The organism is Streptosporangium vulgare (assembly GCF_042428775.1).
Lineage (GTDB): Bacteria > Actinomycetota > Actinomycetes > Streptosporangiales > Streptosporangiaceae > Streptosporangium > Streptosporangium vulgare.
This window is the reverse complement of sequence record NZ_JBHMBS010000030.1, coordinates 1-22,783: the sequence shown is the minus strand read 5'-3', so window position 1 is coordinate 22,783 and position 22,783 is coordinate 1. Positions and strand designations below refer to the sequence as shown.

The 22,783-nt window shown below is 72.0% G+C and carries 19 protein-coding genes; 11 read left to right on the top strand and 8 right to left on the bottom strand.

All coding sequences use genetic code 11. The annotated features are described in order from the left end of the window. The first annotated feature begins 558 nt into the window (after positions 1-558). Genes ACFFRH_RS37040 through ACFFRH_RS37020 form a run of 5 tightly spaced genes read left to right on the top strand, consistent with a single transcriptional unit; the run spans position 559 to position 5,040 of the window. Positions 559-1,632: a 4Fe-4S dicluster domain-containing protein gene (locus tag ACFFRH_RS37040; protein ID WP_386162222.1), complete on the top strand. Its 1,074-nt coding sequence runs from the start codon at positions 559-561 to the stop codon at positions 1,630-1,632. Then, positions 1,620-2,438, top strand: coding sequence for an FAD/NAD(P)-binding protein (locus ACFFRH_RS37035; RefSeq protein ID WP_386162221.1), 819 nt, complete (start codon positions 1,620-1,622; stop codon positions 2,436-2,438). The genes ACFFRH_RS37040 and ACFFRH_RS37035 overlap by 13 nt, the downstream gene beginning before the upstream one ends. Next, on the top strand, positions 2,435-3,235 hold the full coding sequence (locus tag ACFFRH_RS37030; RefSeq protein WP_386162219.1) for an NADH-quinone oxidoreductase subunit B family protein: 801 nt from the start codon (positions 2,435-2,437) through the stop codon (positions 3,233-3,235). The genes ACFFRH_RS37035 and ACFFRH_RS37030 overlap by 4 nt, the downstream gene beginning before the upstream one ends. Beyond that, complete coding sequence (locus ACFFRH_RS37025) at positions 3,225-4,511, top strand: Ni/Fe hydrogenase subunit alpha (RefSeq protein ID WP_386162217.1); 1,287 nt, start codon at positions 3,225-3,227, stop codon at positions 4,509-4,511. The genes ACFFRH_RS37030 and ACFFRH_RS37025 overlap by 11 nt, the downstream gene beginning before the upstream one ends. Positions 4,512-4,536: 25 nt before the next feature. Further along, positions 4,537-5,040 carry a hydrogenase maturation protease gene (locus tag ACFFRH_RS37020; protein WP_386162215.1) on the top strand — a complete coding sequence of 168 codons (504 nt, stop codon included), beginning with the start codon at positions 4,537-4,539 and terminating at the stop codon, positions 5,038-5,040. A gap of 26 nt (positions 5,041-5,066) precedes the next feature. Here the strand turns inward: ACFFRH_RS37020 and mgtA are convergent, their stop codons facing one another. The 4 genes from mgtA to ACFFRH_RS37000 all read right to left on the bottom strand — a co-directional run bounded on the left by mgtA (position 5,067) and on the right by ACFFRH_RS37000 (position 10,605). Continuing rightward, complete coding sequence (mgtA, locus tag ACFFRH_RS37015; protein ID WP_386162213.1) at positions 5,067-7,757, bottom strand: magnesium-translocating P-type ATPase; 2,691 nt, start codon at positions 7,755-7,757, stop codon at positions 5,067-5,069. A gap of 154 nt (positions 7,758-7,911) precedes the next feature. Further along, positions 7,912-9,234, bottom strand: a complete 1,323-nt coding sequence (locus ACFFRH_RS37010; protein WP_386162211.1) for a phosphoribosyltransferase family protein — start codon at positions 9,232-9,234, stop codon at positions 7,912-7,914. A gap of 286 nt (positions 9,235-9,520) precedes the next feature. Then, on the bottom strand, positions 9,521-10,264 hold the full coding sequence (locus ACFFRH_RS37005; protein WP_386162209.1) for a cation efflux transmembrane domain-containing protein: 744 nt from the start codon (positions 10,262-10,264) through the stop codon (positions 9,521-9,523). Continuing rightward, complete coding sequence (locus ACFFRH_RS37000; RefSeq protein WP_386162207.1) at positions 10,261-10,605, bottom strand: ArsR/SmtB family transcription factor; 345 nt, start codon at positions 10,603-10,605, stop codon at positions 10,261-10,263. Before ACFFRH_RS37000 ends, ACFFRH_RS37005 begins: the two co-directional genes overlap by 4 nt. A 358-nt stretch (positions 10,606-10,963) precedes the next feature. On the opposite strand from ACFFRH_RS37000, the gene ACFFRH_RS36995 reads away from it, so the two are divergent. The 5 genes from ACFFRH_RS36995 to ACFFRH_RS36975 all read left to right on the top strand — a co-directional run bounded on the left by ACFFRH_RS36995 (position 10,964) and on the right by ACFFRH_RS36975 (position 18,208). Continuing rightward, a complete protein-coding gene (locus ACFFRH_RS36995; protein ID WP_386162205.1) occupies positions 10,964-12,472 on the top strand; it encodes a bifunctional aminoglycoside phosphotransferase/ATP-binding protein in 1,509 nt (502 codons plus the stop codon). A 173-nt stretch (positions 12,473-12,645) separates the two neighbouring features. Next, positions 12,646-15,294 carry a bifunctional acetate--CoA ligase family protein/GNAT family N-acetyltransferase gene (locus ACFFRH_RS36990; RefSeq protein ID WP_386162204.1) on the top strand — a complete coding sequence of 883 codons (2,649 nt, stop codon included), beginning with the start codon at positions 12,646-12,648 and terminating at the stop codon, positions 15,292-15,294. A 509-nt stretch (positions 15,295-15,803) separates the two neighbouring features. Beyond that, the gene (locus ACFFRH_RS36985) at positions 15,804-16,478 is read left to right on the top strand and encodes a pyridoxamine 5'-phosphate oxidase family protein (protein WP_386162203.1); all 675 of its coding nucleotides are present in this window, start codon (positions 15,804-15,806) and stop codon (positions 16,476-16,478) included. A 152-nt stretch (positions 16,479-16,630) separates the two neighbouring features. Further along, positions 16,631-17,374 (top strand): HAD family hydrolase, encoded by a 744-nt coding sequence (locus ACFFRH_RS36980; protein WP_386162201.1) that lies wholly within the window; start codon positions 16,631-16,633, stop codon positions 17,372-17,374. A 126-nt stretch (positions 17,375-17,500) separates the two neighbouring features. Then, complete coding sequence (locus ACFFRH_RS36975; protein WP_386162199.1) at positions 17,501-18,208, top strand: CBS domain-containing protein; 708 nt, start codon at positions 17,501-17,503, stop codon at positions 18,206-18,208. Between the two features lie 83 nt (positions 18,209-18,291). On the opposite strand, the gene ACFFRH_RS36970 is transcribed toward ACFFRH_RS36975, so the two are convergent. Further along, complete coding sequence (locus ACFFRH_RS36970; protein WP_386162197.1) at positions 18,292-19,194, bottom strand: universal stress protein; 903 nt, start codon at positions 19,192-19,194, stop codon at positions 18,292-18,294. 328 nt (positions 19,195-19,522) lie between these two features. On the opposite strand from ACFFRH_RS36970, the gene ACFFRH_RS36965 reads away from it, so the two are divergent. Continuing rightward, positions 19,523-20,392 (top strand): universal stress protein, encoded by an 870-nt coding sequence (locus tag ACFFRH_RS36965; protein ID WP_386162195.1) that lies wholly within the window; start codon positions 19,523-19,525, stop codon positions 20,390-20,392. Positions 20,393-20,590: 198 nt separating this feature from the next. Here the strand turns inward: ACFFRH_RS36965 and ACFFRH_RS36960 are convergent, their stop codons facing one another. The 3 genes from ACFFRH_RS36960 to ACFFRH_RS36950 form a co-directional block, all read right to left on the bottom strand. Next, a complete protein-coding gene (locus ACFFRH_RS36960) occupies positions 20,591-22,246 on the bottom strand; it encodes a glycoside hydrolase family 27 protein (protein WP_386162193.1) in 1,656 nt (551 codons plus the stop codon). Positions 22,247-22,257: 11 nt separating this feature from the next. Beyond that, positions 22,258-22,413, bottom strand: a complete 156-nt coding sequence (locus tag ACFFRH_RS36955; RefSeq protein ID WP_386162191.1) for a hypothetical protein — start codon at positions 22,411-22,413, stop codon at positions 22,258-22,260. Between the two features lie 52 nt (positions 22,414-22,465). Further along, on the bottom strand, positions 22,466-22,783 hold a 318-nt coding region (locus ACFFRH_RS36950), incomplete at its 5' end, for a carbohydrate binding domain-containing protein (RefSeq protein ID WP_386162190.1).

Genomic DNA, 22,783 nt, shown 5'->3' with positions numbered 1-22,783 from the left:
GCCACCGCGAGTTCCCCGGTTGCGGCGGGCGGACAGTCCACCGGTTCCGGCGGGCGAACGGGCCGAGGACGAGGGCACCCGCCGGGCGGGACGTCGGGACGACAGGGGTCGCCTACAGGGTCGCGCGCTCCCCGTTGCCGCGGCAGAGCCTTCCGCCCCTGGTGGGAAGGACCTTCGTCCCGTTCCATCGGGAGTCCGCTTTCCTCGGGAACCGGCTTCCCTCGGGAGTCACCTTTCCTCGGAAGCCGCCTTTTCCCGGGGCCCACCGTTCTCGGGGCCCACCGCCGACGGGTGCCGGATCACCTCCCCGGGCGAGGTGCCGCGCCGGCGGATCGGGCCGTCCGGCCACGCAGTGAAGGACTTTCGGCCCTGCCCGCGGCCCCCGGAATCCGCCTAACGTCAAACGAGGGCAAGGAGATCACACCGCTCCTTCACCTGGGCCGGAAGCCGTGAACGGCTCTCCCGAACCGATGCCCCGCCGTACGGCGATTCCTCCGAGGCGTGGAGCTTCGTACTGGCAGCATGAACCAGGGAGGCGGGGGCCAAAGGGGACAGTTCATGAACATCGTTGTGACAGGTTCACTGGAACCACTCATCGCCGAGCTGCGCTCGCGGGGCTTCACCGTCGTCGGACCGACGACACGCGACGGAGCCGTTCGCTTCGCCGAGCTCTCCTGCGCCGCGCAACTGCCCGCGGGGCGGGGCGACGAACAGCGGCCCGGCCACTACCGGCTGACCGAGCGCGACGACGACCTGGTGTTCGGCTTCGCCGCGAGCCCCGACTCGGCCAAGCGCTACACCCAGCCGCCCCGGCAGAGGCTGTCCCGGACGCGCGGCGAGACGATGGAGGAGATCGAGGAGCGGGCGCCCCGGATCGCCCTGCTGGGCGTGCGCTCCTGCGACCTGGCCGCGATAGCCGTCCAGGACCGGGTCTTCCTCGGGGGCAGGCATCCCGATCCGGCCTACCGCAGGCGTCGTGAGGCGCTGCTGCTCATCGCGGTGAACTGCGCGGTGCCCGGCGGCACCTGTTTCTGCGTCTCCATGGGCACCGGGCCGAAGGCCACCACCGGGTTCGACCTGGCGCTCACCGAGCTGAGCGGCCCGCACCGGTTCCTGGTCGAGACGGGAAGCGAGCAAGGCGCGGAGATCGCCGCGGCGCTCCCGCACCGGCCGGGCACCGACGACGACCTCGCCGCCGCCGCGGAGGTCTCGCGCCTCGCCGCCACCCGGATGGGCCGTCAGGTGGACACCGAGGGCATCCAGGAGCGTCTGGCCGCGGCCCACGACTCGCCGCGCTGGGCCGAGGTCGCCTCCCGCTGCCTGGCGTGCACCAACTGCACGATGGTCTGTCCCACCTGTTTCTGCACCACGGTCGAGGACTCCACCGACCTGACCGGCACCACCGCGGAGCGGACGGAGGTATGGGACTCCTGCTTCACGCTGGACTTCTCGGAAGTCGGCGGATCCCCCCTGCGCGGCTCGGGTCCGGCCCGCTATCGGCAGTGGCTGACGCACAAGTTCTCCACCTGGTTCGACCAGTTCGGCACGTCCGGTTGCGTGGGCTGCGGCAGGTGCATCACCTGGTGCCCGACCGGTATCGACGTCACCGAGGAGCTGGGATGCATCCTATGACGCCGGTGCCCTACCGGGTACGTTCACGCCGCCCGGACCGGGCCGACACGGTGACCTTGACGCTGGGACCGGTCGAGGGCGCCTGCCCGCCGTTCCTGCCCGGCCAGTTCACGATGCTGTACGCCCCCGGTGTCGGGGAGATACCGATGTCGATCAGCGGCCGTGCCCGCTCCGGCGGATACGTGCAGACGATCCGCGCGGTGGGCGCGGTCAGCGGGGCGCTGTGCCGCATGCGCCCCGGCGACGTCGTGGGGGTCCGCGGACCTTACGGCACGGCGTGGGACGTGCCTGCGGCGGCCGGGCTGGACGTGGTCGTGGCCGCCGGCGGCCTCGGCCTGGCCCCGCTGCGACCGGTGGTCCGCGAGCTGGCCGCGCACGGTTCCCGCTACGGGCGCCTCAGCCTGATCGTCGGCACCCGCACACCCGCGACCCTGATGTATCCCGGTGAGCTGGCCCGCTGGCGGGACGAGCACGGCATCGACGTCAAGATCATCGTGGATCACCCCGACCGCGCCTGGAAGGGGCCGGTGGGGCTGGTCACCCGGCTGATCGACCGGATCGTCTTCGAACCCCGCCGCACCTTCGCCTTCGTCTGCGGCCCCGAGCTCATGATGCGGGAGACCGCGGCCGAGCTGGTACGGCGGGGTGTCCCGGCCGGCCGGGTGTCGCTGTCGGTGGAGCGCAACATGAAGTGCGGCGTCGGCCGCTGCGGCCACTGCCAGCTCGGCCCGCTGCTCACCTGCCTCGACGGCCCCGTACTGAGTTACGAGCGGGCGGCCGGGCTGCTGGCGGTGAGTGAGCTGTGAGGGCCGGGCCCGCGACCGCGCCCAGACGCCCGCGGCTGGCGGTGTGGAAGTTCGCCTCCTGCGACGGCTGCCAGCTCACCCTGCTCGACTGCGAGGACGAGTTGCTCTCGGTCGCCGCCGAGACGGACATCGCCTACTTCCTGGAGGCGTCGAGCGCGGTCGGGCGCGGGCCGTACGACCTGTCGCTGGTCGAGGGGTCGATCACCACCGAGGATGATCTCCAGCGGATCCGGCACGTGCGGCGCGTCTCCAAGCACCTGGTGACGATCGGGGCCTGCGCGACGGCCGGTGGCGTCCAGGCGCTGCGCGACTTCGCCGACGTCCGCGAGTTCCTCTCCGTCGTCTACGCCCGGCCCGACTACATCGCCACCCTGGATCGTTCCACTCCGATCTCCGCCCACGTGCCGGTGGACTTCGAGCTGCGCGGCTGCCCCATCGACAAGCGGCAGCTGCTGGAGGTCATCTCGGCCTTCCTGGCCGGGCGCCGCCCCTTCGTACCCGGCCACAGCGTCTGCGTGGAGTGCAAGGCCCGGGGCAACATCTGCGTCCTGGTCGCCCACGGCACCCCCTGCCTGGGCCCGGTCACCCAGGCCGGTTGCGGAGCGCTCTGCCCGGCGTTCAACCGGGGCTGTTACGGCTGCTTCGGCCCGATGGAGAGCCCCAACGCCCGGGCGCTCAACGCGCGGCTGCGAGAGCTCGGCATGAGCACCCCCGAGCTGGTGCGCGTCTACCGGACCTTCAACGCCACCGAGGAACCCTTCCGCCAGGCGTCCGAGGAGGCCGAGGATGACGCATAAGTCGATCAGGATCAGCGGGCTGGCCCGGGTGGAGGGCGAGGGATCGCTGCTGGTGCGCGCCCGCGACGGCCGCGTCACCGACGTGGAACTGAACATCTACGAACCGCCGCGCTTCTTCGAGGCCCTGCTGCGCGGAAGGGCCCACACCGAACCCCCCGACATCACCGCCCGCATCTGCGGCATCTGCCCGGTGGCCTACCAGATGAGCGCCTGCCAGGCCGTCGAGGCGGCCTGCGGAGTCGAGGTGACCGGGCCCCTGCGGGACCTGCGGCTGCTGATGTACTACGGCGAGTGGATCGAGTCCCACGCCCTGCACATCTACCTGCTGCACGCCCCCGACTTCCTGGGCTACGACAGCGGTGTGGCCATGGCCTCCGACCACCGCCACCACGTGGAGCGGGGGCTGGCGCTGAAGAAGGCCGGCAACGAGCTGGTGGCGGCCCTCGGGGGCCGGGCCATCCATCCGGTCAACGTGCGGGTGGGCGGCTTCTACCGGGTGCCCGCCCGCGCCGAGCTCGCGCCGCTCGCCGAACGGCTGCGCCGGGCCCGCGACAAGGCGCTGGAGACGGTGGGCTGGGTGGCCGGGTTCGACTTCCCCGACGTGGAGCACGACTACCGCTTCCTCTCGTTGAGCCACCCGGCCGAGTACGCCATCCTGTCCGGCTCGATCGCGGTGAGCGACGGCACGGGTTTCGCGGCGGCCGACTGGCCCGTCCACGTCGTGGAGGAACAGGTGCCGCGTTCCACCGCGTTGCACGCGCGGCTCGACGGCTCCACCGGCTACCTGGTGGGCGCTCTGGCCCGCTACGCCCTGAACGCCCACCTGCTCTCCCCGCTGGCCCGGGCGGCGGCTTCGGACGCCGGACTCGGACCCGTCTGCCGCAACCCCTTCCGCAGCATCGTGGTGCGGGCGGTGGAAGTCCTGCACGCCTGCGACGAGGCACTTCGGATCATCGAGGACTACACCGAGCCGGACGCGCCGGCCGTGCCGGCCGAACCTCGCCCGGGGGTCGGCCACGGCGTCTCGGAGGCCCCGCGCGGCACGCTCTATCACCGCTACCGGATCGACGAGGCCGGACTGATCACCGAGGCCGACATCGTGCCTCCGACCTCGCAGAACCAGGCCCGTATCGAGATGGACCTGCGTCATCTCGTCGAGCCTCGCCTCGGCCTGCCGCAGGAGGAGCTGTCGGCCCTGTGCGAGCGGACGGTACGCAACCACGACCCGTGCATCTCCTGCTCGACCCACTTCCTGCGCCTTCACCTGGACCGGTGAGGCCGATCCCCGCCCGGGAGGGCCCATGCGCGACCGCGTCGTCACCGTCGTCATCGGGATCGGCAACGAGTTCCGGGGGGACGACGCCGCCGGGCTGGAGGCGGCCCGGCTGCTGCGCGGCATGCTCTCGCCGGAGGTTCCCGTGGTGGAGAACGAGGGCGACCCGGCCGAGCTGATCGAGGCGTGGACCGGCGCGGGGCTGGCGATCGTGATCGACACGGTGGTCTCCGGCGCGCCCGCGGGCACGGTACGCCGGTGCGACGCCCTCGGCTCCGCCCTCCGCGCCCAGGGTGATCGAGGGACGCCGGCCGCCGCCCGGCACGGCAGCTCGCACGCCCTGGGCGTCGCCGACGCGATCGCGCTCGGCCGCGCGCTGGACCGCCTGCCCCGCGGACTCGTCCTCTACACCGTCGAGGGCACCGACTTCGGACTCGGCGTCCCGGTGACGCCCGCCGTCGGGCTCGCCGTCGAGCGGCTCGCCGAGAGCGTGGCCGAGCTTGTCCGCTCGCAGCCGGCACGGTGCCGTTGAACCGGATCGGGCCCGGTCTCGCCGGCTCACACGTGTTCGGCGGGTGCCACGGACTTCTGGGTGCTGAACCGGCTCGCGCGACGGTGGACGCGGTGGCCGGGGGTGCGCGGACGGGGTGTGGGGGCGACGGGCGCGGCGGGCGCGGCACGGTAGAACCAGCTCTTGCCGGCCTCGATGAGGAGCAGGTAGACAGCCACCATCAGGGCCAGCGCGAGGAAGAACGGCCCCGGGAGGGGCTGGAAACCCAAGGCCGCGGCGAACGGGGCGGAGGGCAGCAGGGCGCCGACGGCGACGACACCGAGGGCGGCCAGCAGCAGGGGGAGGCTGGGGTGGCTGCGCGGGAACGGGACGCGGCGGGTGCGGATGGCGAAGATCACCAAGGTCTGGGTGGCCAGGGACTCCACGAACCAGCCGCTGCGGAACAGCGGCGGTCCCGCGTGGAAGACCTGCAGCATGATGACGAAGGTGGCGACGTCGAACAGGGAGCTGATCGGGCCGAAGAACAGCATGAAGCGGCGGATCAGCCGGACGTCCCAGTGGGAGGGGCGGGCCAGCTGCTCGGGGTCGGCGTTGTCGGTGGGAATGGCCAGCTGGCTGCTGTCGTACAGCAGGTTGTTGAGCAGGATCTGCGAGGGCAGCATCGGCAGGAAGCCCAGCGCCAGCGAGGCGCCCGCGGCGCTGAACATGTTGCCGAAGTTGCTGGAGGTGCCCATCAGGACGTACTTCATGGTGTTGGCGAAGATCCGGCGCCCTTGCACGACGCCGTCGGCCAGGATGCTGAGGTCCTTTTCCAGCAGGATCACGTCGGCGGCGTCCTTGGCGACGTCGGCGGCCGAGTCGACCGAGATGCCCACGTCGGCGGCGTGCAGGGCGACGGCGTCGTTGACGCCGTCGCCGAGGAAGGCCACGTCCAGGCCGCTTCGGCGCTGCAGGCGCACGATGCGGGCCTTGTGCTCCGGGCTGACGCGGGCGAACACGGTGGCCCGGCCGATCAGCTCGGCCAGCCGGGGGTCGTCGGCGGCCTCGACGTCGGCCCCGGTGAGCACCCGCGCCGCGGGCAGGCCGAGGTCGGCGCAGAGCTTCGCGGCCACGGCCGGGTTGTCGCCGGTGAGGACCTTGACGGTGATGCCGAGCCCGGCCAGGCGGCGCAGCGCGTCGCGGGCGCCGGCCTTGGGCGGGTCGAGGAACACCAGCAGGCCGCGGAAGACCAGGTCGCGCTCGTCGGCGGCCGTGAGCGCGGTCGCGTCGGGGGCGTCCCTGGTGGCCACGGCGACCACCCGGTTGCCGGCGGCGAACTCGGCCTCCAGGGCGGCGGACGCCTGGGCGGGGACGTCGGCGCACCGGGCCAGGACGGCCTCCGGCGCGCCCTTGCTGACGATGAGGCGATGGCCGTCGTCACGCTCGACCAGGACCGAGACGGTCCTTCGCTCGTGGTCGAAGGGCAGGAGGGCCAGGCGCCGGTAGCGGCCCAGCCGCTCGTGCACGGTGGCGGCGGCGGAGGAGTCCCACAGGGCCAGGTCCAGCGCGTTGCCTCCGACCGCCCGCCCCCACCCGGCACCGGGTTCGCCACCGCCATCGCCACCGGGGGCGACGGTGGCCTCGTCGCACAGCAGACCGAACTCCAGCGGCTCCTCGCCGGCCCGCCCGGTCGCGTCCAGGGCGCGGATGAAGCTGATGCGGCCCTCGGTGAGGGTGCCCGTCTTGTCGGTGAACAACACCTCGACGTTGCCCAGGTCCTCGATGCACACCAGGCGCTTGACGAGCACCCTGTGCCGGGCCAGTCGCCGGCTGCCGGCGGCCAGGCTGGTGGAGACGACGGCCGGGAGCAGTTGCGGAGAGATGCCCACCGCGATCGCCAGGGAGAACAGCAGCGCGTCGAAGACCGGCCGATGCAGGATCACGTTGATGACGAAGATCGTGGCGGTGAGCACGGCGGCGATACGTACCAGCAGCAGGGAGAAGCGGCGCAGCCCGGTCTGGAACTCGGTCTCGGGATGACGCTCGCCGAGCGCGAGCGCGATCTTGCCGAACTCGGCGCGGCCGCCGGTGGCCACCACGACGCCGGTGCCCAGGCCCCCGTGTACGACGGTGCCCATCAGCGCGCCGCAGCTCAGATCGGCGAGGGCCGTTCCCGCGCCGACCGGCTCCGTGGCCTTGGCCACCGGCAGCGACTCTCCCGTCAGCGCCGACTCCTCGCACTCCAGGTCGCTCACCGAGAGCAGCCGCAGGTCGGCCGGCACGATCTCGCCCAGCCGTAGTTCGACGACGTCGCCGGGGACCAGCGCGGTCACCGCCGCCGTGCCGGGGCGGCCGTCGCGCCAGACCACACAGCGATGCTCGATCTGGGAGTGCAGCGCCTCGACCGCCCTCTCCGCCCGGTACTCGTTGACGAAGCCCAACCCGACCGAGGCCGCCAGGATCACCCCGATGATCAGCGCGTCCCTCGGCTCGCCGAGGAAGGCCGAGGCGAGCGCGGTCACCGCCAGCAGGATGAGCAGCGGTGAGCGCAACTGGCGGGCCAGCACCACCGGCCACCGGGCCCGGTGCGAGCGCACGGCGTTGGGCCCCAGCACCGCGAGCCGATCGCGCGCCTGCGCCGTCGTCAGCCCCTCGCGCCCGCTGCCCAGCCGGGCCAGCACCTCCTCGGCCGGCAGTGCCGCCGCGGCGGCGACGTCCAGCCGGACCACGTCACCCGGGCGGGTCGTCGCAACCGTCATCGGCCTTCCCCTGCCTCGCGTCACCGTCCTCCCCACATCCTGGGCGGTCACGTCGACGGCGCGTTAGAGGCCAAGGTCCCGCGAAGTCCCGGGCCGGACACGCCGGGCGGGGCGGACGGCGTGATCCGCCCCGGGGAGGGAGAGCCGGAGCCCCTCAGCTCGCCGATGGCTCGAAGTGGCGGGCGAACCAGTCCCGCGCGAGAGCCGCGACGCTCTCAAGCGTTCCGGGCTCTTCGAACAGGTGTGTGGCACCGGGGACGATCCGCAGCAGGTTCTCGCAGCGCAACCTCTCCTGCGCCGCCCTGTTGAGATCGATCACCACCTCGTCGCGGCCTCCCACGATCAGGAGGGTCGCCGCCCGCACCAGGGGAAGTCGCGGCCCGGCCAGATCGGGCCGCCCGCCCCGGCTGACGACGGCGGCGATCTCGCCGCCCGGCTCCGCCGCCGCCCACAGCGCGGCCGCGGCTCCGGTACTGGCCCCGAAGTAACCGATCGGGAGACCCGCCACCTCCGGCCGGTCATCCAGCCATCCCGTTACCCGGACAAGCCTGCCGGCCAGCAACCCGATGTCGAACACGTTGCCCCGGTCGAACTCCTCCTCAGGAGTGAGCAGGTCGAACAACAGCGTCGCCAGACCCGCGCGGTTGAGCGTCGAGGCCACGTACCGGTTGCGCGGGCTGTGCCTGCTGCTGCCGCTGCCGTGCACGAACACCACCACCCCCGCGGCGTTCTCCGGAACGACGAGCCGGCCGGGCAGCCGGACCCGTCCGACGTCCATCCAGACCTCCCCGGCGGGGCCGGGCGGATCGGATCCCCGTGCTCTCCCCTCGCGCTCGTCCTCCGAGGCTCCGGCCCGCCGCAGCAGCTCGACCACCTGGTCATCGGTGGCCTGGGCGAAATCGCGGTACCAGGCGCCGATCGCGTAGAAGAACTCCGGTGTCCGCAGGCAGACCACCTCGTCGGCGACCTCCCGCAGGCTCTCGATCGTCTCCGGCGCTCCCACCGGAACCGCCAGCACCACTTGTGAGGCACCACGCGCGCGAGCCACCTGGCAGGCGGCGCGAGCCGTCCCGCCGGTGGCGACGCCGTCATCCACCACGATCACCGTACGGCCCGCCAGATCCAGCGGGGCACGGTCACCGCGCAGGCGGCGCCCGCGGCGCAGGAGTTCGGCGTGCTCCCGCTCCTCCACCATGGTCAGCTCTTCCGGGGGGAGATTCGCGCGCCACACGATGTCGCGATCGATCACGCGCACCCCACCCTCCCCGAGGGCGCCGAACCCGACCTCCGGCTGGAACGGCACCCCGAGCTTGCGGACGATGATCACGTCCAGCGGAGCGCCGAGGGCCTTGGCCACCTCGAACGCCACCGGCACGCCGCCTCTGGGCAGCCCCACGACGACCAGGTTCTCGGCACCGGCGAACCCATGCAGCCGCTCGGCCAGCCGCATTCCCGCCTCACGGCGATCAGCGAACATCTCGACCACCTCGCAACCTGCGAAAACGAGACCTCATTCACCACCTTCGAGGGGAAGACCAGGCCGGCGGTAGGGCTGAAGGTCCCGATCAGCGACCCCGTGTCCGGGAGCCGGCCCACCGGTCACGCGCGGGGTCGCTCCACCGAGAAGGCCGCCTCGTCCGCACGCCGGCCACGGCCGAGGCGCCGCGACCCGCCACGGCCCGGCACCCGAAGGACGAAGGTCGCCGGGCCGTGCGGGCCGGAGCGGCGGGCGGCCCGCACACGGGCGGGCACAGGACGCCCGATCACCGGTCGTCCTCCTTGCCGGGGGCGCAGCAGCCGTCCGCGCACCCGTCCGGCGCTTCCCGCCCCGTGCCGCCGGCGACGGCGAAAGAGGCGGAGGAGCCGGGGGAGGGGGCGGTGGGGACAGCGCAGCAGGCATCTCCGCGCCAGGCCTGGCGGCCTTCCTTGACCGCCACGGCGGCGATGACCAGGGCGGCGATCGGGTCGGCCCAGGACCAGCCGAACAGGCTGTTGAGCGCCAGCCCGACGAGGAGCACGCCGGACAGGTAGGTGCACAGCAGGGTCTGTTTGGAGTCGGCGACGGCGGAGGCGGAGCCGAGCTCGCGGCCGGCGCGGCGTTGCGCGGCCGAGAGGAACGGCATGATCAACAGCGACAGGGCGGCCAGGATCAGGCCGGGCGTGGAGTGCTCGGCCTCGCCGACGCCGAGCAGGGCCCGGACGGCGTCGAAGGTGACGTAGGCGGCCAGCGCGAAGAACGACAGCGCGATGACCCGCAGCGCGGCCCGTTCCCGGCGTTCGTGGTCGGCGGCGGAGAACTGCCAGGCGACCGCGGCGGCGGAGGCGACCTCGACGACGGAGTCCAGGCCGAAACCGATCAGGGCGGTGGAGGAGGCGATGGTGCCGGCGGTGATGGCGACGGCGGCCTCGATGACGTTGTAGGTGATGGTCGCGGCCACCAGCAGCCGGATGCGGCGGGCCAGCGCGGCCCGCCGGGCCGGGGTGGGGCCGAGCGTGATCGCGGTCATCGGCAGCAGCCCTTCTCCTCGGCGTCGGCGCAGGTGCGCCCGGCGTCGGCCGCGACCGCGATGACGGCGCCGCTCAGGTCGGTCAGGGCGTGGCCGAGCCGGGGGTCGGCCAGCTCGTAGCGGGTGCGGCGGCCGACCGGGACGGCGACGACCAGGCCGCAGTCGCGCAGGCAGGCCAGGTGGTTGGACAGCCGGGTGCGGGAGACGCCCAGGAGGTCGGCCAGGTCGGCGGGATGGGCGGGAGCCTCGCGCAGCGCGAGCAGGATCCGGCAGCGGATCGGATCGGCCAGCGCGCGACCGAAGCGCGCCAGGACCTCGATCTCGGAGGCGATCGTCAGCATGCCCTCAAAGTACAGGGCTTCCTGAATTCAGGAAACCCTGTACTCATGTGGCCGGGTCCCGTGCTCAAGAGGCCGGGTCCTGTGCTCACGAGGTTGGACGGGGCTGCTCCAGAACGACCGGGAACGCACGGGTGCGCGAAGACGGCGCCGCGAGTGACCCCTGCCCACGGGCCAGGCCGGAACCATCGGCCGAAGCCGGCCGGCATGACATCGCGGTCGATCGCCGGCCGCGGAGTCACGGACCGTGACGGGGGGAAGGACTGAGGCATGGGGGAGCCTGCCCGTCCGCCCGCGATCACATCGAGGGCGGATCCGGCCGTTCAGCCGGGGCTTCGGCCGCCAGGCCGGCGGATTGAGCGTGGAGGCGTTGCCGATGGGACCGTGGGCGCAGATCAAGGAGACGCACATCGCCGTCGTGTTCATGCTGGGAGATCGTGTTCTCAAGCTCAAGAAGCCGGTGGACCTCGGCTTCCTGGACTTCACCACCCGTGAGGCCCGGCGAGCCGCCTGCCACCGGGAGGTGGAACTCAACCGGCGGCTGGCCCCGGACGTGTACGAGGGGGTCGCCGACGTGCTGGGCCCGGACGGAGAGGTCTGCGAGCATCTCGTCGTGATGCGGCGCATGCCGGAGGAGCGCCGCCTCGCTGTCATGATCCGTCTGGGGCAACCGGTCGAGGAGCCTTTGCTGCGGATCGCACGGATGATCGCGAGCATGCACGCACGATCCCCTCACAGCCCGCGGATCGACCGGCAAGGAGGAAGAGCGGCACTGCAGTCCCGCTGGAGCGCGAGCTTCGACCAGATTCGCGCGCTTCCCGACGCGGCCCTCGAACCCGAGGTCGTCACAGAGATCGAACGGCTCACGCTGCGTTTCCTCCGCGGCCGCGACCCCCTGTTCGCCGCCCGCGTCGAGGAGGGCCGCATCGTCGACGGCCACGGTGACCTGCTCGCGGAGGACATCTTCTGCCTGGACGACGGGCCGCGAATTCTGGACTGCCTGGAGTTCGACGAACGGCTCCGCTTCCTCGACGGCCTGGACGACGTGGCCTTCCTCGCGATGGACCTGGAGCGGCTCGGGGAGCCTCGCCTGGCCGAGGTGTTCCTGCACCGCTACGTCGAGTTCACCGCCGATCCCGCTCCGCCTTCGCTCTGGCATCACTACGTCGCCTACCGGGCCTTCGTCCGCGCCAAGGTCGCCTGTCTGCGGCAGCGGCAGGAAGGCTCCGGCTCGGCCTGGCAGGCCCGGCAGTTCGCAGATCTCACGCTTCGTCACCTGCGAGCGGGGATGATCACTTTGGTCCTCGTCGGCGGGACTCCCGGGACCGGTAAGTCGACCCTGGCCGCCGCCATCGCCGACCGCCTCGGATACACGCTGCTGAACAGCGACCGCGTTCGCAAGGAACTCGCCGGCATCGCGCCCCACCAGCCGGCGGCGGCGCCCTTCGGCGAGGGCCTCTACGACCGGGAGCGCACCGAGCGCACCTACGACGAGTTGCTGTCTCGCGCCGAGAGGTTGCTCCGGCACGGCGAGCCGGTCATCCTCGACGCCTCCTGGATCGACGCCGAGCATCGCGCGGCGGCCGAGCAGCTCGCCCAGCGCACCTTCAGCGACCTCGTGGCCCTGCGCTGCACCGCTCCGCGGCAGATCACCGCCGAACGGCTCGCCCGCCGGACCGGCGGGGTGTCCGACGCCGACCAGGCGATCGCCGAGACCATGGCGGCGAGAATGGCGCCCTGGCCCGCCGCGACCGAAATCGACACCGGCGCGACCGCGGGTCAGGCCCTTGAGCAGGCGCTGACGGTGATCTGCGCTCCCTCGGCCGTCACCTCCCGGCGGTTCCGGCGTCCTCAGATGGAACCCGGCTGAGGACGCCGCCGAGGACGCCGCGGGTGGGGCAGGACATGACCGGTACCCGGCCCGGACCCGCCCGCCGGTATCCGGCCCGGACCCGCCACCCGGGTCCGGCCGGTGACCTTCAGCCGGGCGAAGGGGCCGAAGGACCCCTGACGGGGCATCGGGCTCCGGGAAAGGCTGGCCGCATGGCGAGCTTTGACGAATGTGACGCGCTGCTGCGAAACGGGGAGATCGCCCATGTCCGGCCGCTGCGCGGCACGGATCGCGAGGCCCTGCACGCCCTGGTGGACCAGACCTCCGCGAGATCGGCCTATCTGCGGTTCTTCACCGCCGGCCGCGCCACGGCCCACGGGTACATGGACCGGCTGACCGGCCCCGACTACCGCGGGCACGCCCAGGTCGCCCTCCTCGCGGGGCGGCTCGTCGCGGTCGCGGAGTACATCCCGGGCGAGGACCACCACAGCGCCGACGTGGCCGTCCTCATCGACGACCACGTACACGGGCGAGGCCTGGGCACCCTCCTGCTGGAACATCTGGCGCTCGACGCCGCGGCCCACGGTGTGAGCGAACTGGTGGCCGACGTGCTCACCGGCAACGGGACGATGCTGAAGGTCCTCGCCGACCTCGGCCTGGCGACGACCCGGGAGTTCGCCGGAGACGAGGTGCGCGTCCGGATCGACCTGCGCCCCACGGACACGCTGACGGCCGCGATCGAGCGGCGCGACCACGAGGCCGAGCGCGCCTCGCTGGCGCGGGTGCTGTCGCCCCGGTCGGTGGCCGTCGTGGGCGCGAGCCGCGAGCCGGACCGGGTGGGGCACCGGCTGCTGGGCAACCTGCTCGACGGCGGATTTCCCGGACCGGTCTACCCGGTGAACCCGAAGGCGGACCAGATCCTCGGTGTCACCGCCTACCCTGACCTGTCCTCGATCGGCGAGCCGGTCGACCTGGTCGTCGTGGCCACTCCGGCGAGCGCCGTCCTGGACGTCGCACGCGAGTGCGCTGACCACGGCGTGGCCGGCCTCGTCGTGGTCAGCGCCGGCTTCGCCGAGACCGGCCCCCGGGGAGCGGCACGCCAGGCCGAACTGCTGCGCGTCTGCCGTACCGGCGGGATGCGGCTGATCGGCCCCAACTGCCTCGGAGTCGTCAACACCGGCGCCGCGCTCAACGCCAGCTTCCTGCCCCACCCCCCGCCCCCGGGCGCCATCGCGCTGATGTCGCAGTCCGGAGCGGTGGCCGCCGGGCTCGTCGCCCGCGCCACCGAGCTCGGGATCGGGATCTCCTCCTTCGTCTCGGTCGGGAACAAGGCCGACGTCAGCGGCAACGACCTGCTGGAGTACTGGGAGGACGACCCGGGCACCGAGGTCGTCGCGCTGTACCTGGAGTCCTTCGGCAACCCGCGCAGGTTCGGCAGGATCGCCCGCCGCGTGGGACGGCGCAAGCCGATCGTCGCGATCAAGAGCGGCCGCAGCACCTCGGGCGATCGGGCCGTGCGCTCGCACACCGCCGCCGCCGCGACCCCGGACATCGCCGTCGAGGCCCTGCTGCGCGCCGCCGGGGTCATCCGCGTCGACGGCATGCGGGAGTTGCTGGACACCGCGCGGCTCCTGGCCACCCAGCCGCTGCCCGCCGGAGGCCGGGTGGCGATCGTCGGCAACTCCGGCGGGCCACAGGCGCTGGCCGCCGACGCCTGCGAGCGCCACGGCCTGGTCGTCCCGGAACTGTCGCCCGCCGTCCAGCGACGGATGCGTTCCCGGCTGCGGGCGGCCGCCGCTGTGGCCAACCCGGTCGACCTGACGGCCGACGGGCAGGCCGAGGAGCTGGAATTCGCCGCCTTGACCGCGCTGGAAGACCCGGTGGTGGACGCGGTCCTGATCGTTTACACCCCGCCGTTCGGTTCCGGGCTCGAACGGACCCGTGAGGCGATCGCACGGGTGGCGGGCTCGGCGGGCAAGACCGTGGTCGCCTGCGTGGTCGGCCGTGACGAGACGATCGGCCCGGTGCCGGTCTACGCCTTTCCCGAGCAGGCCGTGCAGGCGGTGAGCCGCGCCGCCGGCTACGCGCGGTGGCGCTCACGTCCGGATCCGCCCTTCGTCCCTCCGGCGGGGACCGACATCCGGGCGGCGCGCGAACTCGTCGAGGAAGACCTGTCGCGACACCCTCAGGGCCGCTGGCTCGACCCGGCGACGGCGGCCCGGCTTCTCGCCTGCTACGGCGTCGCCGTGGCGGAGTTCGCCACCGTGGACAGCGCCGACGGGGCCGCCCGGGCCGCCGCCCGTCTCGGGTTCCCCGTCGCGCTGAAGGCGGCCGGACCGGTGCACAAGAGCGATGTCGGCGGCGTCCGGCTCGGGCTCCGCACCTTGAAGGAGGTCCGTGGCGCCTACCGCGCGATGAAGGACACGATCGGCCCGGAGATGACCGGCGCGACCGTCCAGCCGATGGTCCCCGACGGCGTGGAGATCATCGTCGGCGCGGTCCGTCACCCCTCGTTCGGCCCCCTGGTCATGGTCGGCATGGGAGGCGTGAGCGCCGAACTGCTCACCGACCGAGCCTTTCGCAGCCCCCCGCTGACCGGCCAGGACGCCACGGAGATGATCCAGGAGCTGCACTGCGCGCCGCTGCTGTCCGGATACAGGGGCCGCCCGGTGGCCGACACCGCGGCTGTGGAGGATCACATCGTCCGCGTGGCGAAACTCGTGGACGACCTTCCCCAGATCGCCGAACTGGACCTGAACCCGATCATCGCCGGCCCCTGCGGCGCCGTCGCGGTGGACCTGCGCGTCCGGCTGGCCCCGGTCCCGCCCGCCCCCTCTCACCTGCGCCGTCAGCTCCGTTGACGGACCGGTGCCCCGACGCCGGACAAACCGGTCGAGGCCGTGCTCGTCGCGGGGAACGACCGCCCGGCGGCCACGGTGAACCGGTGCGGCCCGCCTGCCAGGGCGAGCCGGTGCGGCCCGCCTGCCGCGGTGCCCGCCCGGGACGGGTGCCGGAAAAGACCTCGGTCGGGTGTGGGAAAGGGCCCGGGAGCAGGTGCGGGAAAGAGCCCCGGGTCGGGTGCCGGGAAGGACCTCGGTCAGGTGCCGGGAAGGCCCCCGGGGGCCTGAGAAGACGGGCCTGAGAGGACAGGGTCTGAGAAGACGGGACTTGAGAAGACAAGGTCACCCGGCCGCGACGAACAGGACTTTCGGCCCTGTTTCCCGCCCTTTCCCCCGCCGTAGCGTTCCCAGTGAGAAGACGTCCCCAGAGGCCGCCCACCAGAGCCCGGCGCCGTGTCCGACGCGGCCCGCCGCATGCCGCACGAAGTCGGCCTCCGCCGACGATGTCCATCTTTCGAGGGGAGAATCCCATGGCTGAACGCCTCGCCGCCGCCGGTGATCTCGGCCGCCGGATCGCCAGACGACGTGAAAGCCTCGGCCTGGACCGGGAGGAGCTGGCGAACCGCGCGGGAATCAACCCCTCCTACCTCGCCTACGTGGAGCAGAGGGCGGCCGCACCCGCCATCGAGACCATAGAGCGCCTCGCCTCCGCTCTGGACACCAGCACCGCCGAACTCCTCGGAGCGACCATCGACCAGCCACCCGGGCGGGGGCGAGCGGCCCTTCATCCCGAGCTGGAGAGGCTGGACACGCAGGAGTGCCTGCGGCTCATCTCACCCGGCGGGGTCGGCCGGCTGGCCTTCGACGACCTCGGCGGCCCGACGATCCTGCCGGTCAACTACGTCCTCCACGAGGGCTGCGTGATCTTCCGCACCGCCTTCGGCGGCCCGTTCGACGCGAACCTGAGCACCGGGGTGAAGGGGGTCGAGTTCAAGATCGCCTTCGAGGTCGACCGCATCGACGACGCCAACCGCGAGGGCTGGAGCGTGCTCATCCGGGGCGGCGTCCACCACGTCTCCACCGCCGAGGAACAGGCGGCCGTGATGGCCCTGAGCGTCCAGCCCTGGGCCGGCGGCGACCGCGAACTCTACGTCAAGATCACCCCCACCGAGATCACCGGCCGCCGCATCCGGCACGGCCGGTGATCCACGCCGGGGCCGCCGTCCGAACGTCCGTCGGCCTTCGGCCGCTCCCTTTCCGTCCCGTACGTTCTCCCGGCGAAGGTCACCGGCCTCCACACGGCCCGTCCCTGACGGCAGGGCCGGGCGGTGCCGGGGCCACGGGAAGGGGCCGCTTCATGACAGCTCCCGCGGTGGTGGACCTCGAGGAGATCGCCGCGATGATCTTCGACACCGACGGGGTCATCACCGATACGGCCAGGGTGCACGCCGCCGCGTGGAAACAGGTGTTCGACACCTTTCTGGACGAGTACGCCCAACGATCCGGGGAGCGGTTCCCGCCGTTCGACGCCGGTGCGGACTATCTGCGCCACGTCGACGGCAAATCCAGGCTGGACGGGGTGAACGACTTTCTTCGCTCCAGAAACATCGCGGTCGATCCGGACACGGTGGCGGGCCTCGCCGCCGCGAAGGACGCGTCGTTCCTGGCCGAGATCAGCGCACACGGCGTGACCCCTTTCCCCTCGACCCTTGACCTGGTTCGCGAGCTACGGCGCCGCGACGTGCTCACGGCCGCCGTCTCGGCGAGCCGCAACTGCGCGAGGGTGCTTGACGTGGCGAACGCCGCCGACCTGTTCGACGTCCTGGTCGACGGCGTGGCCGCCGCCCGGCTGGGACTGGCGGGCAAACCCGATCCCGCGCTGTTCCTGTACGCGGCCCGGCGGCTGGGCGTGAGCCCCGGCCGGACAGCCGTCGTGGAGGACGCCCTGGCCGGCGTGCGGGCGGGCAGGCGAGGCCGGTTCGGACTCGTCATCGGGGTCGACCGGCACGGCGGGGGACAGGCCCTGCGGGCCGCCGGAGCCGATCTCGTCGTCGCAGATCTGGCCGAACTGCGGCTGAGGGGAAGAGGACGTGACCGTTGACCGGCGGGCCGCGTCTCCTGGGGCCGACAGTCCCCGCCCAAAGAGCACTTGGACCCTACAGATCGCTGTGAGCAGGGCCGATGCTGCCCCTATGAACCGATCGTCGCCGCGTGTCCGGAGGCAGAGATGCGCCATGTCACCGTCAAGGATGTGATGACCTGGAAGGTGATCTCAACGGGTGAGAACACCTGTTTCAAGGACATCGCGGAGATGCTTCTCACCCACGCGCTGAGCGCCCTGCCGGTGGTGGACGACGACGGCCACGTGGCGGGCGTCGTCTCCGAGGCCGACCTGCTGCGCAGACAGGAGCTCCGGGAGTGGTTCCCCGGTGAGAACCATCCGTCGTCCGCCACGCCACCTTGGGAGCCGTGCGCGGGCAGGGCGAAGGGCGAGGTGGCCCGGGACCTGATGAGCGCCCCCGCGGTCACGATCTCCAAGGACGCCTCGGTGGTGAGCGCCGGCCGCCTGATGCACGAGAAAGGCGTCAAACGGCTCCCGGTGATCGACGAGCACGGCCGCCTGGCGGGCATCGTCAGCCGCTGCGACCTGCTGAAGGTGTTCCTCCGCTCCGACCGCGAGATCGAGCACGAGGTCCGGGTGGAGGCCCTGGCGCGATCGTTGTGGATGGACACCTCCCGGGTCCAGGTCACGGTCAAGGACGGCGTGGTGACGCTGAGCGGGCGGATGGCCCTGCGCGGGGACACGCGGGTCGCGCTGTGGATGACCCGGCAGACCAACGGGGTCGTCGACGTGATCGACGAACTCACCTGGGACCGGGACAACACCCCCACGGGGGAACGAGAGGGCGGGCCGCGACGGCCACCGCTCCCATGACGTCCTTCACCTGACCCTCGCCTGAAGCGCCCGGATCCTCAGGTCCTGAGGATCCCTCCCCGTCCCCCTCGGCCACGCTCCGATCAGCCTTCGAAGACCCGCGTGTCGCCGGAGGCGGCGGAGCCCGACGACGCGGGCGCCTTCCGCCACGGGCTCTTCCATTCGGCGGGAACGACCGCGACGGGGCACAGGCCATGTTGGAGAACCGACCTGGAGGTCGAGCCGAGCCTGCCGTGCTCACGCGCTCCGCCGACCACGACCAGGCTCGCCTCCCTGGACGCGTCCACCAGGAGGTCCTTCGCGGACGTGGCGGCGAAACAGGCGTGAACGGCCACCCCGGGGTAGGCGATCCGCCACGGCCCCAGGCGCTCCAGCATGCCGTCCTCCGCCGCCTTCATCGTGATCCGCGTGTCGTGGGCCAGCGGCTGCAGGCGTCCGGCATGCACCGCCGTCAGCTTCAGCCGCCTGAGGCGGGCCTCACGGAAGGCGAACTCGATCACCCCGTCAGGGGTGTCGCCGCTCATCCCCACGACCACGTCGCCGCGCTCCCTCGGCACGGGAATCGGGCCGGGCCCGCGTACGATGATCACCGGGCAGTGCGCATGCGCCGCCACGTATCCCGCGACCGACCCCAGAACGGTCCTGGCGAGGGTGCCCATGCCACGAGAGCCCACCACGACCAACGCCGCCCGCTCCGACAGCTCGATCAGCCGCTCGGCGGCCGCGCCCTCGTACAGATCCGTGGCGACGTCGGTCAGCGTGCTGCACGCGCGGGCACAGTCGGCTCCGTGGTACAGCACGTGCTCGGCGGCCTTGCGCAGATGCAGCTTGGCCTCCTCGCCGGCCTCCCCGTACGGCCACCGCCAAGCGTGGGCCACCTTCAGCGGCAGCCTCCCGAGCTCGGCCTCGTCCATCGCCCACTCCAGGGCCTGCATGGAGAAGTCGGAACCGTCGTAGCCGACGACGACTTCACGGATATCGGTCATCGCTCTCACCTCCCCTTCCATGCTCGCCAGGACGGAGTCCGAGGAGGAGGGCGGAAGGTCCCGACGGCATGGGACCTTCCGCCCTCCTCTCATCACCGTGCTGACCTGGGAAAACAAGGAATACGCCATGATTTCCCACCGGCCGGGCAACGAAGCGGTCCCCGACGGCACCCACGGGACCTTCGCCCCTACCCGGCAGCTGACGGGACTACGAAAAATGAGAGGAATCAGGGCCGCGGAAAGCGCGAGCGGATGATCTCGTCCGGCCGCGGGTCCACCCACCGAGACCGGAGCATCGGCCCCCGGCGACGAACCGAAGGTGATGATCATGACAGACCCCATCGTCGTCGGCGTCGACGGCTCCGCGTCCTCACTACAGGCCGTGACCTGGGCGGCGCAGGAGGCTGCCCTGCGGGAAGCGCCGCTGCACATCGTGCACGCCGCCCTCCGCTGGGCCTACGACGTCCCCCTCGTCCCCCAGCCCGCCCACTGGGGACCCGCCGAGGAGGCCGCCTGCAAGGAACTCCTCCAGCGGGCCGTCGAACAGGCCCGCTCCGACGCCCCCACCCTGGAGGTCACCACCGAGATCCTCGACGGAGGCGCCGCCGAGGCGATCGCCATCGCGGCCGAGGCCGCACAGCTGATCGTCGTCGGCCGCCGGGGGCTGGGCGGATTCACCGGGCTGCTGGTGGGCTCGGTCAGCTACGATCTGGCCGCCCGGTCCCCATGCTCGGTGGTGGTCGTCAATCGGCCCCCCGCCGCCCAGGACACCGAGATCGTCGTCGGCGTCACCGGGCGCGCCGACCAGGACCCCCTCCTGGAGTTCGCCTTCGCCGAGGCGACCCTGCGCCGGCGCCCGCTACGAGCGGTGCACGCCTGGACCCACCCGACCACCAGGGCACCCGGCGACATGCAACCGCTCGTCTACGACATCAAAGACGTCGGTGACGAGGAGGCCCGCCTGCTGGCCGAGTCGCTCGGCGGCTGGCGGGAGAGGTTCCCCGACGTGACCCTCGTCGAGCACGTCGCGCACGAGCATCCGGCCAAAGCGCTCATCGACGCCTCCGAGACCGCCGAGCTGGTCATCGTGGGCGCCCCCGGCCGGAGGCTGTTCCTCACCTCGACCGTACGTGCCCTGCTCCACCACGCCCAGGCGCCCGTCGTCGTCCATCGCCCCCCGCACGCCCGCCGGAACTGAGCCTTCCGGCACAGGGCCGCCGTCACCCCGGAGAGGAGGTGGCGGAGGCCACGTGAACCGCCGGTGTCCGCCGCCGTGTCCTGGAGGCGGACCGGGGCCGGGCCGAGGGCCGGGCCGGGGGCCGGACACCGGCGGCGGACAGGCTCCTCCTCCGGCGGTTCACGCGGGAGGAGGGGCCGGATCGTGAGCGCGTTGCGGTCAGGCGCGGTTCCACCGCTGGTTGGCGCCGCCGGTGCAGGTCCAGATCTGGACCCTGGCGTTGTTGGCCGTGGAGTTGTTCGCGACGTCCAGGCACTTGTTCGAGCCGACGGCGGTGATGGTGCCGTCGGAGTTGAAGCGCCACTTCTGGTTGTTCTGGCCGTTGCAGTCCCAGATGAGGACGCCGGTGCCGTCGGCGGTGCCGTTGTTGTTGACGTCCAGGCACTTGTTGCCGTAGACCCGCAGCTCACCGGCGGCCGTGGAGGTCCACTGCTGGTTGCTCTGGCCGTTGCAGTCCCAGATCACCACCAGGGTGCCGTTGGTCTGGGAGGCGCCGGTCACGTCGAGGCATCGGTTCGACCCCACCCCCCGGATCGGGGTCGTCGTGGAGGACGTGGGCGTGGGCGTGGGCGTGGGGTCGGGGTTGGGCGTACCGCCGCTCACCCGGTACACGACGGTGCCGTGCGCCGGCACGCTCGCCGAGATGTTCCCGGTGGTCGAGGTGACGGCGTTGCTCCAGGCCTCGCGCAGGCCGAAGGAGTTGCCGGACAGGCCGATGGCGGACGCGGTGGTGCTGATCGTGGTGGTGCTGCCGCCCTGGTTGAACAGGGCGACCGCGACGTCGCCGTTGCTCAGGCGCTTGGCCAGGATGCGGCGCGTGCCGTCGTTGCTGACCTGGGTGGCCTGGAGGCCGAGCGTGTCCTGGTTGATGGCGATCAGGTTCTGGTTCTTCATGATCGTGCTGGTCGCGCTGTCCATGTTCCGGACGTCGTTCCCGGCGATCAGGGGCGAGGCCATCATGGCCCACAGCGCGAAGTGGCTGCGCATCTCGGTGTCGTTCATGCCGCCGCGGCCGACTTCCATCATGTCGGGGTCGTTGAACTGGCCGGGCTTGGCGTACGAGGCGAGCGGGACGGTGACGTTGACGATGTTCTGGATGCCCATCGGGTAGCCGTTGGTCTGGCCGGTGTCCCACTTGTTGGTGATGTCCTCGGTGGTCCGCCAGATGTTGGCGATGTCGCCCCAGTTGCGCCGAGGCCCCGTCTTGTCGTGGATGCTGTTGGGGTTGATGCTGTAGAGGATCGGCCGCCCGGTGGCCGCCAGCGCGTCGCGCATCTTGGCGAAGATGCGCACCTGGTCGTCGATGGTGCCGGTGGGGGAGCACCAGTCGTGCTTCAGATAGTCGACGCCCCAGGCGGCGAACTGCTGGGCGTCCTGGACCTCGTGGTTGAGGCTGCCGGTCGCACCCGGGTAGGAGCCGAAGTACTGGGCGCAGGTCTTGTCCAAGGGGGCCTGGTAGATGCCGAACTTCAGGCCCCTGGCGTGCAGATAGTCGCCCAGGGCCTTCATGCCGCTGGGGAATCTCGACAGGTTGGGCTGGAGGTTGCCCGCGGAGTCGCGGTTGGAGTTCATCCAGCAGTCGTCGACGACGACGTACTGGTAGCCCAGGTCGCGCATGCCGTTGCTGACCATGGCGTCGGCCGTCTGCTTGATCAGGGTCTCGTTGATGTTGCAGCCGAAGGTGTTCCAGGTGTTCCACCCCATCGGCGGGGTCCGGGCCACGCCGTTCTCCAACGCCTGCGCCTGGGTGGCCGGGGTGAGCGCCACGGCCAGCGCAGCCAGGCTCAGCAGTACACGTGCTCGTTGTTTTTTCACTGATGTCGCTCCTAGCGAGGGTCGGGCGCCGGCGACCGGGGGGTGGTCGCGCTGCCGCTGGTGATGGGGGCGAAGGTGGTGCTCGCGCCGGCCGCGTACGAGCCGTTCCACCGGGGCGAGACGAAGGTGGTGCTCTCGTCGGCCGGTCGCCGGACGACGAGGGTCACGACCGCGACGGCCGTCGGCGGTGATCGGTGTCCTGGCGCGGCGCGTCTCCCGTCACTGGAGGGAGGCGTCGTCGATGTAGATGCCGTCGGTGCCGGCGGCGGTTTCGACGTAGAAGGAGGCGTTGGTCAGCGTCCCGGTCCACGAGACCGTCGCGGTGCCGGTGAGCTGGGTCCACCCGTTGGTGTTGATCGTCTGGGCGGGGGTGAGCTGGAGGTAGCTGGTGGTGCCGTTCGCGGTGAGCGTCAGGGTGGTCTTCGCGCTGGGGGTGCCGCTTTGGGAGCGGACCCAGACGCTGGTGGTGTAGCTCTTGTTGTTGGTGAGCTGCGTGGTGACGTTCTGGTGCGGGCCCTGCCAGGCGGCGGTGCGGCC

What these genes read in the sequence shown, in the direction of transcription:
- ACFFRH_RS37040 (WP_386162222.1), top strand. Translation starts at nt 559, where the DNA reads ATGAACATCGTTGTGACAGGTTCACTGGAACCACTCATCGCCGAGCTG.
- ACFFRH_RS37035 (WP_386162221.1), top strand. Translation starts at nt 1,620, where the DNA reads ATGCATCCTATGACGCCGGTGCCCTACCGGGTACGTTCACGCCGCCCG.
- ACFFRH_RS37025 (WP_386162217.1), top strand. Translation starts at nt 3,225, where the DNA reads ATGACGCATAAGTCGATCAGGATCAGCGGGCTGGCCCGGGTGGAGGGC.
- ACFFRH_RS37020 (WP_386162215.1), top strand. Translation starts at nt 4,537, where the DNA reads ATGCGCGACCGCGTCGTCACCGTCGTCATCGGGATCGGCAACGAGTTC.
- mgtA (WP_386162213.1), bottom strand. Translation starts at nt 7,757, where the DNA reads ATGACGGTTGCGACGACCCGCCCGGGTGACGTGGTCCGGCTGGACGTC.
- ACFFRH_RS37010 (WP_386162211.1), bottom strand. Translation starts at nt 9,234, where the DNA reads ATGTTCGCTGATCGCCGTGAGGCGGGAATGCGGCTGGCCGAGCGGCTG.
- ACFFRH_RS37005 (WP_386162209.1), bottom strand. Translation starts at nt 10,264, where the DNA reads ATGACCGCGATCACGCTCGGCCCCACCCCGGCCCGGCGGGCCGCGCTG.
- ACFFRH_RS37000 (WP_386162207.1), bottom strand. Translation starts at nt 10,605, where the DNA reads ATGCTGACGATCGCCTCCGAGATCGAGGTCCTGGCGCGCTTCGGTCGC.
- ACFFRH_RS36990 (WP_386162204.1), top strand. Translation starts at nt 12,646, where the DNA reads ATGGCGAGCTTTGACGAATGTGACGCGCTGCTGCGAAACGGGGAGATC.
- ACFFRH_RS36985 (WP_386162203.1), top strand. Translation starts at nt 15,804, where the DNA reads ATGGCTGAACGCCTCGCCGCCGCCGGTGATCTCGGCCGCCGGATCGCC.
- ACFFRH_RS36980 (WP_386162201.1), top strand. Translation starts at nt 16,631, where the DNA reads ATGACAGCTCCCGCGGTGGTGGACCTCGAGGAGATCGCCGCGATGATC.
- ACFFRH_RS36975 (WP_386162199.1), top strand. Translation starts at nt 17,501, where the DNA reads ATGCGCCATGTCACCGTCAAGGATGTGATGACCTGGAAGGTGATCTCA.
- ACFFRH_RS36970 (WP_386162197.1), bottom strand. Translation starts at nt 19,194, where the DNA reads ATGACCGATATCCGTGAAGTCGTCGTCGGCTACGACGGTTCCGACTTC.
- ACFFRH_RS36965 (WP_386162195.1), top strand. Translation starts at nt 19,523, where the DNA reads ATGACAGACCCCATCGTCGTCGGCGTCGACGGCTCCGCGTCCTCACTA.